This window comes from Algoriphagus sp. (genome assembly GCF_013373065.1).
GTDB lineage: Bacteria > Bacteroidota > Bacteroidia > Cytophagales > Cyclobacteriaceae > Algoriphagus.
On record NZ_JABXIN010000020.1, the window covers coordinates 12,212 to 25,256 of the forward strand.

12 protein-coding genes are annotated in these 13,045 nt (G+C 41.4%); 3 read left to right on the forward strand and 9 right to left on the reverse strand.

Features of this window, described 5'->3' with window-relative positions; genetic code table 11:
* Position 1: 1 nt before the first annotated feature.
* The 6 genes from HWE15_RS13250 to HWE15_RS13275 all read right to left on the reverse strand — a co-directional run bounded on the left by HWE15_RS13250 (position 2) and on the right by HWE15_RS13275 (position 6,950).
* Entirely contained in the window at positions 2-1,144 is a 1,143-nt protein-coding gene (locus HWE15_RS13250) for an aminotransferase class I/II-fold pyridoxal phosphate-dependent enzyme (RefSeq protein WP_290508024.1), read from the reverse strand.
* On the reverse strand, positions 1,144-1,965 hold the full coding sequence (locus HWE15_RS13255; RefSeq protein WP_290508025.1) for a prephenate dehydratase: 822 nt from the start codon (positions 1,963-1,965) through the stop codon (positions 1,144-1,146). Before HWE15_RS13255 ends, HWE15_RS13250 begins: the two co-directional genes overlap by 1 nt.
* Positions 1,962-3,185, reverse strand: a complete 1,224-nt coding sequence (locus tag HWE15_RS13260; RefSeq protein ID WP_290508026.1) for a 3-phosphoshikimate 1-carboxyvinyltransferase — start codon at positions 3,183-3,185, stop codon at positions 1,962-1,964. Before HWE15_RS13260 ends, HWE15_RS13255 begins: the two co-directional genes overlap by 4 nt.
* An 18-nt stretch (positions 3,186-3,203) precedes the next feature.
* Complete coding sequence (gene aroB / locus HWE15_RS13265) at positions 3,204-4,238, reverse strand: 3-dehydroquinate synthase (RefSeq protein WP_290508027.1); 1,035 nt, start codon at positions 4,236-4,238, stop codon at positions 3,204-3,206.
* Between the two features lie 85 nt (positions 4,239-4,323).
* Positions 4,324-5,424, reverse strand: a complete 1,101-nt coding sequence (locus HWE15_RS13270) for a chorismate mutase (RefSeq protein WP_290508028.1) — start codon at positions 5,422-5,424, stop codon at positions 4,324-4,326.
* Between the two features lie 458 nt (positions 5,425-5,882).
* Positions 5,883-6,950, reverse strand: a complete 1,068-nt coding sequence (locus HWE15_RS13275; protein ID WP_367203990.1) for a chorismate mutase — start codon at positions 6,948-6,950, stop codon at positions 5,883-5,885.
* 158 nt (positions 6,951-7,108) lie between these two features.
* Here HWE15_RS13275 and HWE15_RS13280 point away from each other — a divergent pair, with 158 nt between their 5' ends.
* A complete protein-coding gene (locus tag HWE15_RS13280) occupies positions 7,109-8,287 on the forward strand; it encodes a proline dehydrogenase family protein (protein ID WP_290508086.1) in 1,179 nt (392 codons plus the stop codon).
* Between the two features lie 67 nt (positions 8,288-8,354).
* Positions 8,355-10,061 carry a lysine--tRNA ligase gene (gene lysS, locus HWE15_RS13285; RefSeq protein ID WP_290508029.1) on the forward strand — a complete coding sequence of 569 codons (1,707 nt, stop codon included), beginning with the start codon at positions 8,355-8,357 and terminating at the stop codon, positions 10,059-10,061.
* Between the two features lie 68 nt (positions 10,062-10,129).
* Here lysS and HWE15_RS13290 read toward each other — a convergent pair whose 3' ends face one another.
* Together HWE15_RS13290 and HWE15_RS13295 are read right to left on the reverse strand one after the other, a co-directional pair.
* Positions 10,130-10,906, reverse strand: a complete 777-nt coding sequence (locus HWE15_RS13290; protein ID WP_290508030.1) for an NYN domain-containing protein — start codon at positions 10,904-10,906, stop codon at positions 10,130-10,132.
* A 56-nt stretch (positions 10,907-10,962) separates the two neighbouring features.
* Positions 10,963-11,850, reverse strand: coding sequence for a dienelactone hydrolase family protein (locus tag HWE15_RS13295; RefSeq protein ID WP_290508031.1), 888 nt, complete (start codon positions 11,848-11,850; stop codon positions 10,963-10,965).
* A 182-nt stretch (positions 11,851-12,032) separates the two neighbouring features.
* On the opposite strand from HWE15_RS13295, the gene HWE15_RS13300 reads away from it, so the two are divergent.
* Positions 12,033-12,602 (forward strand): Pycsar system effector family protein, encoded by a 570-nt coding sequence (locus HWE15_RS13300; RefSeq protein WP_290508032.1) that lies wholly within the window; start codon positions 12,033-12,035, stop codon positions 12,600-12,602.
* A gap of 10 nt (positions 12,603-12,612) precedes the next feature.
* Here the strand turns inward: HWE15_RS13300 and msrB are convergent, their stop codons facing one another.
* Positions 12,613-13,029 (reverse strand): peptide-methionine (R)-S-oxide reductase MsrB, encoded by a 417-nt coding sequence (gene msrB / locus HWE15_RS13305; protein WP_290508033.1) that lies wholly within the window; start codon positions 13,027-13,029, stop codon positions 12,613-12,615.
* Positions 13,030-13,045: the final 16 nt, after the last annotated feature.

The following is a 13,045-nucleotide window of genomic DNA, read 5'->3' on the forward strand; positions in this document are numbered from 1 at the left end:
TTTAAGCTTTGATGCGTTTGATTGCTTCTAAGATTTTGTATTCTGGCATACAAAGGGAAATTCGGACATAATCCTTGCCTGCATTCCCAAAGATTTTTCCCGGTGTAATGAAAATGTGTTTCTCATAAAGTAATTGATCGACCAATTCCTCAGCGTTTACTTTAGAAGGGACTTTTCCCCAAACGAAAAGACCGGATCGTTCTTTTTCAACCTCCAATTGAAGAAGTTCAGCAAGTTGCCAAACCAATTTTCTTCGGTTGATATACTGTTGATTCAATTCTTCAAACCAAGGTTTTCCCAATTGTAAGGCGGCAATCGCACCTTTTTGAATACCCAAAAACATACCGGAATCCATATTGGATTTTACGCGGAGGATCCCTTGCAGCCATTCCTTTTTTCCACAAATCATTCCCACACGCCAACCAGGAATATTATAGGTTTTGCTTAAAGAATTTAATTCCAAGGCAACTTCTTTCGCTCCGTCAAGTGCAAGAATGCTGAGTGGTTCTGGAGTCAAAATATGAGAATAGGGATTATCATGAACCAAAATCAAATCATGCTTTTTTGAAAAATTGATCAAATCCTGGAATAGTTTCTTGCTTCCCCGATGTCCTGTAGGCATATGGGGATAATTCACCCAGAACAACTTGACCTTTTTTAAATCCAGTTTTTCCAAAAATGACCAATCCGGTGCCCCGTCTTCCTGAAGGGGGTAATAAATGGGTTCACATTCCAGTAATTTGGTGACAGAGGTATAGGTGGGATAGCCTGGATCAGGAATCAAAACTGCATCTCCCGGGTTCAGGAATGCCAAACTAATGTGCAAGATTCCTTCTTTGGAGCCCATCAAGGGAAGGATCTCTTCGAAGGGATTGAGATCAACTTGAAATTCCCGTCGATAATAGTCACTCATGGCAATCCGCATTTCGGGGATTCCTTGATAGGATTGGTAGCCATGGGCTTGGCTCTGGGAAGCAGTATTCTGCAAGGCTTGAATCACCTTTGGGTCGGGAGGAAGATCAGGGCTTCCGATTCCCAAATTAATGACGGGTTTGCCCTCGGCAATGAGTTGATTGACTTCTCGGAGTTTTGCAGAAAAATAGTACTCCTGAGCCGATTTCATTCTGTTCGCGAACTCATTCATTATCTTCGACTTTGGTATTCACCCAAAATTTTTAGACTTCCAAAATCCTTTTTGACCAGTTGCATGGCTTGGATAAACATCCGATAATCTTCAAAGACCGCATCAATAAAAAAGGCATATTCCCAAGGCTTGTCAATCACCGGAATGGACTGAATTTTACTTAAATCGAGTCCGTATTCGCTGAGATGAGTTAAAAGTTTTGCCAAACCTCCGGCTTCATTTTGAATGGTGATTTTAAAAGAGGCTTTGTTGGGAATGTATTGCTTGGTGGATGTTTCTTTTTCCAAAATGATAAAGCGGGTGAAATTATCCTTCACGGTTTGGATGTCTCGGGATACGATCTCCAAACCATAGGTTTTTGCAGCAATTTCACTTGCAATGGCTGCGACTCCTTTTAGGTTTTCGTCTGCAATTCGTTTGGCAACACTTGCGGTGTCCACATCCTCTTTGGGAACGAGGTTGGGATGTTTTGCTAAAAATGTTTTGCATTGCAGGAGTGCCATGGGATGGGAACGAACTTCATTTAACTCGTGAATCGTTTGGCCTTTTAAAGCCATCAATTGATGGGCAATGGGCAAATAATATTCCTCCTGAATGTTGAGATCATAGCGATCAATCAAGTCGTAATTAGGTAAGATTGCACCTGCGATTGAATTTTCAATCGCCATCACCCCCGCATCTGCCTCTCCTGAAGCGATGGATTGGGCTACTTTTTCAAAGGTTGTGAATGTTAATAACTCGCAGTCCTTTCCGAAATACTGAAGGGCTACTTGATGATGAAATGATCCTGGAATCCCTTGGATAGCTATTTTTTGACTCATATTGATTCTGTTTGAATTCCGGTCAATTGACAATGATTCCAAAAGCTGGGGTAAGATTTATTGACCACCTGTGGATCTTCAATTAAAACCTTTGTTTTGGTCAATAGTGGCATAAAGGCCATGGCCATTCGGTGATCATCGTACGTATGAATCTGTACCGAATTCGGCATAGTAACGGATGGGATTACCTGAAAGACTTCGGGCTCGATTTCTTCAAGCTTTGCATTGAATTTCCCGAGTTCCTGTTGCAAGGCATAAATCCGATCTGTTTCCTTGATTCGTAAACTTTCCAATCCCGTGAAAATGGAATTTTGTCCAATGATTGCGCAGGTTACCGCAACTGTTTGGGCCAAATCCGGACAATGGGTAAAGTCAAAGCTTTCCAATCCTTTTACAGCTTGTTTTTCTAATAGCACGCCTCCGGCATGAAAGGTGGTTTTGACACCCAAATTGTCCATGATGCTTACAATTTTGGCATCACCTTGTAGGCTATTTTTCTTTAATCCTTTCAAAAACAGGGACGCGGAATCTGCACAGGCCACCAAACTAAACCAATAACTTGCCCCAGACCAATCGCTTTCTACTGAGAAATTTGAAGGTTTGTAGTCTTGATGGGGAACTCGGATAATTCGATCTTCCCAAGTGTATTGAATGCTAAAGTTTTTCATCAACTCCAGAGTCATCTCAATATAGGTTCGACTCCCGATTTTCCCTTCTAATTCAATTTCCAAGCCTTTAGGAAGGAGTGGAGCAATCATAAGCATTGCCGAGATGTACTGACTTGAGACATCTCCCCTCATTTTGATTTGATGCGCTGTTTGCTCTTTCAGTCCATGAACAGCCAAAGGAGGGTAGCCTTCTTCATTCATGTAATGAATCTCGGCTCCAACACTTCGAAGTGCTTCAACCAAGATTCCAATTGGTCGCTGGCACATTCGAGGTGTACCGGTTAGTACTTTATGCTGATTGGTGATTGCGGCATAGGCTGTTAAAAATCGCATCGTTGTACCCGCATCCAATACATCGTATATGGGTGGATTACTCCGTAAAATTTGGATCATGGTCTGGGTATCCCGAGCCTCTGCCAGATTGCTTATTTTGTTTTGACCTTCAGTCAAAGCATCGATTATTAATACCCGATTGGATTCACTTTTTGAAGAAGGAAGAGGGATTTCAGTAGGCGTAAAGCTGGATTTTTGGCTTAGTTCAAGAATATCCATAGCTGGAAATAAAAAGCATTAAAGTGATTGGTAAAATTGGATAGCTGCGTGGATTTCTTCAGGCTTCACAGCGATATTAAATTGGCAGTGGCCAATTTCATTGAGTAAGGAGAGGAGTAGGGTTTGCCCAACATTCTTTTTATCCTGAAAACACAAATGAATGATCGGGTCTATATCTTCTTTCTGAATCTTAATTTTTCCGTATACCTGAAGGAAGGCTTGGGTTAGTTTGTCTAGATCGTTTGAACTCAAACCACATTTTTTCAAAGAAAGCCAGCCTTCACAAATCATCCCAGCGGCAATGGCTTCTCCATGAAGGAGGTGTTTGCTGGTATCCAGAAAATATGTTTCAAAAGCATGTCCGATGGTGTGGCCAAAATTCAGGATTTTTCGAAGTCCGGCCTCTTTTGGATCTGCTTGTACCACCTCTTTCTTAATTTCTACAGACTTCTTGATCAGGACGCTCCAGTTATTTTCCTGCCATTTTTCGAAGGAAAGCTGGTTAAAATAGTCTGCATCCTGTATCAAACCATGCTTAATGATTTCGGCAAAACCGGATCGAAGTTCGCGATTGGGAAGAGTCTTTAGAAATTCCGGTGCAATTAAAACCCATTCAGGTTCATTGAATACCCCCAAGTGGTTTTTAAGCCCTTCAAAATCAACCCCCAATTTACCGCCTACACTGGCATCCACTTGAGATAATAGGGTAGTAGGCAAGTTGACAAATCGGATTCCTCGCTTGTAAATGCTGGCACAAAAACCACCCATATCTCCGATGACTCCTCCTCCCAAATTGAGCATCAGGGCTTGCCGATCCAATCCGGATTTGGTCATTTCCGACCAGATTTTCGAACAGGTATCCAAGTTTTTATGGGTTTCACCTGCCGGGACCGTAAAATGATGGAATCCTTTTGGAAGGGCCTGCCCGATCAATGGAAAGCACTTTTCCTGGGTGTTTTCATCCGTCAGGACAAAAAGTGACGAAAAGGAAAGGCTTTCTAATTGCTGCTGGAGCGTTTCAACGAGCTGGTCAGTATGGATAACCGGATTCACAGAATTTATTTTTTGATCAAAGGTAAAAGAAATCAAAAAAGGGAGGAAGAGTCCTCCCTTTTTGAATTTGATTCAGCTGAATTAATTAGGCTTTTTTGATCGCATCTGCTTCCCGCAATTGCTTTTCTTGACGCTTGACGGATTCTTCGTGAATGGAATAAAGCAGTTCTTTCATGAACTTCTCACTTAGATTTTTTGCCATTCCTTTTTGAGTACGACTTTCCATTACATCTTTCCAACGATCAGATTGAAATACAGTCAAGTGATGCTCCCGCTTGTGTTCCCCGATTTGGTCGATTACTGCAAAACGCTCTTGCAAAATATCCAACAATTGATCATCCAAATGATCGACTGCTCTGCGAAGATCTTGCAATCGCTCATCAGGCCTCATATTTTCCAAAGGCTCCTTGAAGTCGATTGCATTGAGGATTTCCCGTAATGCTTTTGGGGTCACTTGCTGCTTGGCATCGGACCAGGCATTATCCGGATCATGGTGTGTTTCAATCATCAAGCCGTCCAAACCAAAGTTGATGGCACGTTGAGATACTTCTAAAATTCCATCGCGGCGACCTACGATATGAGATGGGTCATTGATTACTTCCATTCCGGTCCAAACACGCTTTAGGTGAATAGGCATGGACCAGTTAGGTTTGTTACGGAATCGCTTATCATACGCATCCGAGAAGCCTCGGTGAATGGCAGCCAATTTGTCTAAGCCGACAGCATGCATCCGTTCCAAAGCCCCAATCCAAAGATCTAAATCGGGATTCATTGGGTTTTTTACCATCACAGGTACATCCGAACCTCTCAGCGCTTCGGCGATTTCCTGAACAGCAAATGGATTCACGGTTGTTCGAGCCCCAACCCAAATCACATCCACACCATGTTTAAGGGCTAATTCTGCATGCGCAGCATTTCCTACTTCAACCGTAATGGGAATATTTAAATGATGGCGGACGATTTCCATCCATTTCAAGCCATCTTCTCCAATTCCTTCAAAAGACCCAGGTCTTGTCCGTGGTTTCCAGATACCTGCTCGGAAAATTTGAGGAACGGCATTCGCTTCCTTCATATCCAAACAGATTTTCTCAATTTGCTCTGGACTTTCTGCTGAGCAAGGACCTGCAATGATCAAAGGGGTAGTCAAGTTTAATCCCCAATCTTTGATTTGTTTGTGTGTTTTCATACGGCTGAGCGTTTAAATAAAAAAGCCCGACTCTTTCGAATCGGGCTTTGGTGTTGTTTATGTTCTTTTAATTTTTGACTGGACAATACACTGCTCCGATTCGATGTTGGCTTCGAAAGTAAAAGTAAAAGAAGGTAAAATAAATCGCGGCTGTGATTAACATGCTGTAAATGTAAGTGCATGTTTTTTAAATGCAAAATTATTTTTTTTACAAAAGATTGAGAAATTGACAAAAAAGGACTGGTTTCTTTTTAAAAATTTTAAAATCAAAAAAATCAAATAGAGAAAACAGACTTATATTTCGTTAATTTATTATTAGTCAAAATTTTATTCTAAAATATTTTTTTTCAAAAAATGAAAGAAAGGAGAATAGCTTCTTGAATCCTGAATCATTCAATTAATAATTGTATTCAAAACCGATTGATTGAAAGACAGGTATGCATGCATGCATACCTGTTCTAATCTCTATCCAGAATTTCCGTTTGTTTTCGTATGGATTCCTGATGAAGCAAGCTGAAGATTTCAACGATGACTTCTTTATTAATTCCCAATTGCTGGGCCCATTCAGGTCGGGTTTGGAGAATCTCTTGCCATCGTTCTAATTGGAGGACAGCTACATTGTTCAGCTTTTTGTATTCTCCGATTTTGTCTACCAGTTCCATTCGACGGTGAATTGCCTCTAATAAATCATGGTCTGCTTGATCGATTTGTTGTCGAATGTCGTCCAGTTGATTTAAGGCTTCAGACCCTTCAAAGTGAACTTTCCTTGTTTTCAAATGCTGAAGAAGGATTCCCAAATCTTGTGGTGTTAGTTGTTGGGCTGCATCCGTCCAAGCCTGTTCTGGGTGGATATGGGACTCGATCATCAAACCATCAAAATTCAAGTCCAATGCTTTTTGAGCGATGATAGGAACCAAATTTCGCTTTCCGGAGATATGGCTGGGGTCATTGATCATCATCAAATCCGGAAAATGCGTCCGAAATTCAATGGGGATTTGCCACAAGGGAGAATTGCGGTGAAGCGTATCACGGAAATTGCTGAATCCACGGTGAACGACTGCCAAATCAGTAATCCCAGCTTTCAGGAATCGTTCTACAGCTCCAATCCAAAGGCTTAGATCAGGATTTACAGGGTTTTTTACCATCAACGGAATGTCTACTCCTTTGAGGCTTTCTGCAATTTCCTGTACAGTAAAAGGGTTTACTGTGGATCGAGCGCCTACCCAGAAAATGTCAATTCCGGCATTTAAGGCTTCTTCAACATGTTGGGCGGAAGCTACTTCAACGGCGAATTGAATCGGGTATTTCTCCTTTAGTTCCTGAATCCAAGGTAGGGCAATGGCTCCTAAGCCTTCAAAGCTTCCTGGCCTGGTTCGCGGTTTCCATACCCCGCCTCGAATAATGAAGATTCCTTCTTCGACTAATTTCCCCACCGTTTCTTCTAATTGAGAGGGAGTTTCTATACTGCAAGGGCCTGCAATAATCAGGGGTTTCTGATGGGAGTTTTTATTGAAAATCGCTTTCAAATCGATTTGGGTTTATGAGGTTTTAAACCTTGGAAAAGAACCTTTGTTTTCTTTTCAAATTTGGGACAAAGGTAAAGCAATTTGTGCTTTCCATTATTCCCAACAAAATAGAAGTAGAACCTGTTTTTTTGATATCTTTGCGACTTAATTTGCGCTTGATGGCCGTGAAACCCAAAATATCTTTTGAAAATCTTGAGGTAGCCTTTGCTTCCAAATCGGATGCAGAGCTTCGAAAAATGTATTTGATTTTCGCCACCTTGAACAACAATCTGATCTCTGACTTGGGGATAGGCTTGGCGAATTTGGCATTCAAACTCAAACTCCCAATCAATGGGATCATGAAAAAGACCATGTTTGGTCATTTTTGTGGTGGAGAGACGATTGAGGAATCCATTCATGCTTGTCATGAATTGGCGAAATATGGTGTTCAATCCATTTTGGACCTTTCAGTGGAAGGAAAGGGTACAGAGGAGAGTTTTGATCAGACCACTGAAGAAATCTACCAAACCATGGTTCATTCCGCAGAAAAGGATTATATGCCTTTTGGAGTGTTCAAGACCACAGGTTTGGGGGATTTTCATATTATGGAAAAAATCCAAGCGGGCGAGAAATTGAATTCTGAAGAGCAAGCGGCTTTTGAGAGAATAAAGGCTCGGGTGGATCGTTTGTGTAAGACTGCCCATGACTTAGGCTTGAAAATTTTGGTGGATGCTGAAGAGTCTTGGTTTCAGGATGTCATCGATAATTTGGCATATGAGGCCATGGAAAAATACAATAGGGAGCGTTGTGTGGTGTACAATACTTACCAAATGTATCGTCATGATTCCCTAGGAAGATTAAAGCGGGATTTCGAAAACGCAAAGCAAAAGGGGTATCTCTTGGGCGCCAAACCGGTACGAGGAGCCTATATGGAAAAGGAGCGGGAGCGAGCTGAAGAAATGGGCTACCAAGATCCGATTCAGCCGAATAAGGAGGCAACAGACAGGGATTATGACGCAGCTATTCGCTTTTGCGTTGAGAATGGCATTCATTTGGTTTGCGCCTCTCACAATGAAAAAAGTAATCTGGAACTCACCGAATTGATGGAAGAGTTTGGTTTAGAGCCAAAAGACGAGCGTGTTTTCTTCTCTCAGTTATACGGTATGAGTGACAACATTTCTTTCAATTTGGCAAAAGCAGGTTACCAAGTTGTAAAGTATGTTCCCTATGGGCCTGTGGAGAAGGTGATGCCTTATTTAACTCGACGTGCTGCTGAAAACACTTCCATTGCCGGACAAAGCAGCCGAGAGTTTGAACTGGTGAAACGGGAAATGCAGCGAAGAAAGAATTTGAAGTAATCAGTTTGCTTTAGGTAGTAAATTAAAAAAATTAAGTTATTGATTAGTAAATAATTAGATAGATAAAATGCAAGTATTGAGCGAACAAGAACTTGAACGCAGAAAAGACCGGGAAGAGTTGATGCGATTGGGAGTAAATCCCTATCCGGCAGCCTCTTTTCCCATCAATGTGACTGCAAAGGATATTCATCAGAATTATGAAAATCGTAAAAACGATTACAAGAATATTTCCATAGCGGGTCGCTTGATGAGTCGTCGAATCATGGGTTCAGCTTCATTTGCGGAAATTCAGGATTCTACCGGAAGACTTCAAATCTATGTTCGCCGTGATGATATCTGTCCCGGAGAGGACAAGACGCTTTACAATGCTGTTTTCAAAAAACTTTTGGGGATAGGCGATTTCATCGGCGTCAAGGGATACATTTTTACGACCCAAACGGGAGAGATTTCCCTTCATGTGACCGAATTAAAGGTTCTATCTAAGGCAGTAAAACCTTTACCTGTTGTGAAGCGAGATGAAGAAGGGAATGTTTACGATGGATTTACAGATCCTGAATTGCGCTACCGTCAGCGTTATGTGGACTTGACAGTGAATCCCGAGGTAAAAAAGACCTTTATCACGAGATCCAACATTATTTCTTCCATGAGACGCTATTTTGATGATCATGGATGGTTGGAAGTAGAAACTCCGATTCTTCAGGCAGTTCATGGCGGTGCGGCGGCCCGTCCGTTTCAGACGCATCACAATACCTTGGATATGCCGCTTTTCCTTCGAATTGCCAATGAATTGTATCTAAAGCGTTTGATTGTAGGTGGGTTTGATGGAGTATATGAGTTTGGGAAAATGTTCCGAAACGAAGGAATGGACCGCACCCACAATCCGGAATTCACCTCTATGGAAATCTACGTAGCATACAAAGACTACATCTGGATGATGGAAATGGTGGAGGAATTGTTGGAGAAGGTAACGGAACGCATTCATGGAACTACCCAAGTAAAAGTGGGTGAACATGTGATTGATTTCGCTGGTCCATATCGCCGTCTCACCATGTATGATTCCATCAAGGAATATGCAGGAGTGGATGTGAGCCAACTAGATGAAGCTGGACTTCGAGAGGTCTGCAAAAAATTGGCTATTGAAGTGGATGATTCCATGGGTAAGGGCAAATTGATTGATGAGATTTTTGGAGCCAAAGTAGAAGCTCATTTGATCCAGCCGACCTATATTATTGATTATCCTATTGAAATGACGCCTTTGGCCAAAAAGCACCGCACGGAAGAAGGGTTGGTTGAGCGATTTGAGCTTTTCGTCAATGGAAAGGAAATTGCAAATGCTTACTCCGAGTTGAATGATCCAATTGATCAGCGGGAACGTTTTGAGGACCAACTTAAATTGGCAGCAAGAGGGGATGATGAGGCCATGGCGATGGATGAGGATTTCTTAAGAGCTTTGGAATATGGTATGCCTCCTACATCTGGTTTGGGAATCGGAATTGACCGATTGACTATGCTATTGACCAATAACTCGACCATCCAGGAAGTTCTATTCTTCCCGCAAATGCGCCCAGAGAAAAAAGCGGTTGAATTGACCGAGGAAGAGAAGCTTGTATTTGATTTGATCAGTAAAAATCACCCGGCCAATTTGCTGGACATTAAAAATGAGGCAGGTTTAAGTAATAAAAAGTGGGATGTTTCGATCAAAGGATTGACCAAAAAAGGAGTGGCTAAGGTTACCAAAGAAGGTGAAACCTTGACCATTGATCTTTTGGATTAATTCAATCCTTGTCGTACGAATAAAATCAAAGATGGAAAACCGTTTCTTTATGGTTTTCCATCTTTTTTTTATTTCAATTTAACCAATGGGTAATTCAATCCATTCACCTCATTTCGAACCACCACATACTTATCCAAGCTTTTGAAAAGTTCTGTCAAATTCCGAAAGCCATAAGAGCGAGGGTCAAAACTGGGGTCTATCTTTCTCAAAGATGATCCGATCTTAGCAATGTGGATTTCTTCTTCCTCTTCGGAAGAAATTTCAAAAGCTTTGTCAATTAAATGCAGATCCAACTTTGGATATTTTTTCTTCCGTTTTGAACCTTCATGGGGGGAGGAATGGGAGCGGCTAGAACTGGACTTATCTTGTTTCGTAGCAACTGATTTATCTTCTTCCTCTTCCAGTTCTTCTCCCAAGTTTTCGGCAAAGGTGAAAATTTCACAAGATTGGACGAAGGCCTTTGGGGTAACTCTTCGACCAATTCCCATCACGAATAATCCTTCTTCACGAATTCGTTTGGCTAATCCGGTGTAATCGGAGTCGGAGGAAACGATGCAAAAACCATCTACTGATCCACTGTGAAGAATATCCATCGCGTCTATAATCAGGGAACTGTCTGTTGAGTTTTTTCCTGTTGTGTAGGAAAATTTCTGCATAGGATTAAAGGAATGAAGGTTGATAGGATCCTTCCATCCATTCATTTGGGGAGTGGTCCAATCTCCATAAATCCTCCGGATCGTTGCCTTTCCATATTTGGAGACCTCTTCTAGAATTTCCTGAAGTAATTTAGGTTGTGCATTATCCCCGTCGATGAGGACAGCAATGTTGAATTTGTTTTCAAGCATAATGTGTAATTAACTAAAAATAAAGAGGGCAGGAGCCCTCTTGTGGTATTTGGGTTTTATTTCAATTTCTCTTTGAAAAAAGCAATGGTCCGTTCCCATGCCAGATTTGCTGCTTTTTCGTCGTAGCGAGGAGTAGTATTGTTATGGAATCCATGATTGACCCCTTCATACATATGCATGACATATTCCACGTTATTGGCCTTTAGGGCTTCTTCATACGCAGGCCATCCGGCATTCACCCGTTCATCCAAACTTGCATATTGGATCATCAATGGAGCCTTGATTTGAGCAGCTTCTTCTGCTGTAGGCTGACCTCCATAGAAAGGAACTGAGGCTCCTAAATCAGGGATTCGAACAGCCATCATGTTGGAGATCCATCCTCCAAAACAAAAACCAACGACACCCACATGTCCGTTGCAATCAGGATGGTTTTTTAGGTAATTATAGGCGGCAATAAAGTCTTCTAACATTTCATCCCGGCTTCGCTTTCGTTGCATTTCCCGCCCTTCATCATCATTTCCGGGATATCCTCCCAATGGCCATAAGGCATCCGGGGCAATGGAAATAAAGCCCGCTACGGCACATCTTCGTCCTACATCTTCAATGTATGGATTCAATCCGCGGTTTTCGTGTACCACTACAATTCCAGGGAATTTTCCACTTCCTGAAGGTTTTGAGAGGAGTCCTCTGATTTCACCCCCTCCATTTGGAGAATTGTAGAATACATAATCTGAACTTTGCATTCGATCATCATCCGGTTGAACGGTCGCTGTACTTATGTAGTCCGGCATCATGGTACTCATCAGCGTCGTTAGTGTAATTCCTCCCACCGCATAGGCAGAAAGCTTTTCCATAAAGGTGCGACGATCTAATTGATTATGGGCGTAATAATCATAAAGATCAAATACCTCCTGTGGGATGTCTTCTTTGTTCAGTTTTTTCATATCACAAAATTTTTTGTAGAAAATAGGATTATTTCAGGAGAATTGATAGCTCCTAATGCTATAAGGAGAATTTTTGATTTTAAAGGTTTTTATTTTCTATCCACTATCAAAAAAAGAGATTATGGAATAATTGTTTTTGCCTGCCTGATTTTTCTTATTTTCAGGAGACAAAGCCACTCTCCATGGAAGAGAAAAATATTACAACCAAGCTCAAGGATAAAACCAGCCGGGAAAGACAGACATTTTTTCGGGTAACTTTTAATAATAATTCCCAGCTATTGAAGATTGCAGATAACAAAGCAAATATCATTATCAGCATCAATGCGTTGGTAATTTCTTCTATGGTGGCCTTGGTGGGTTACGGTTCAGTTTCTCGCCAGTTGGATATGCAGGATTTTACAATGTTGGTCCCGATTATCCTTTTTGTTTTGATGTGCTTGATTTCCACTGTTTTGGCGGTTCAGGCTGCCAAGCCGAAGATTGTAGGCAAGTCAGATAACCAATCTAATGAAAACCGTTCTTTGATATTTTTTGGTTCTGTGACCCATTTTACCAAGGATGACTACATTCAAAGCATCAAAAATGCGATGGACTCCAAAGATGAAATTTTGGAGCAAATGTCTACTTCCCTCTACTACCAAAGCATGGTGTTGAATCAAAAATATCGCCTGCTAAGCTATGCCTATATTGTATTTATGGCGGGCTTGAGTGTTGGGGTGATTGCCTTTTTGGTACAGCTTATATATGGATAAAAGATAGCTTTTATTCTCCTTTAAAATCCATACTTACTGAATTGATACAATATCGGATTCCTCCCTGGTCCTTTGGACCGTCAGGGAATCGATGGCCCAAATGAGAACCGCATTTACCACATAAAATCTCCTCCCGGATCATGAAGTGGGAATAATCCATCTGAACATCTATAGCTTCCGGCCGAATGGGTTCAGTAAAGCTAGGCCAACCACAACCACTGTCGTATTTTTTTGAGGAGTGGAAAATTTCATTACCACAAACTTTGCACTCGTAAATACCGGTATCATGATTTAAATAATATTCTCCCGTGAAAGGGCGCTCGGTGCCTTTTTCAATCAAGACATGGTAAGAAGCTGAGTCCAATTTATTTCTCAATTCCTCTTCAGAAAATTGAACTGGATATACTTTTTTTTCTTTCTTTTTCATTTTTCTATTTGAATAA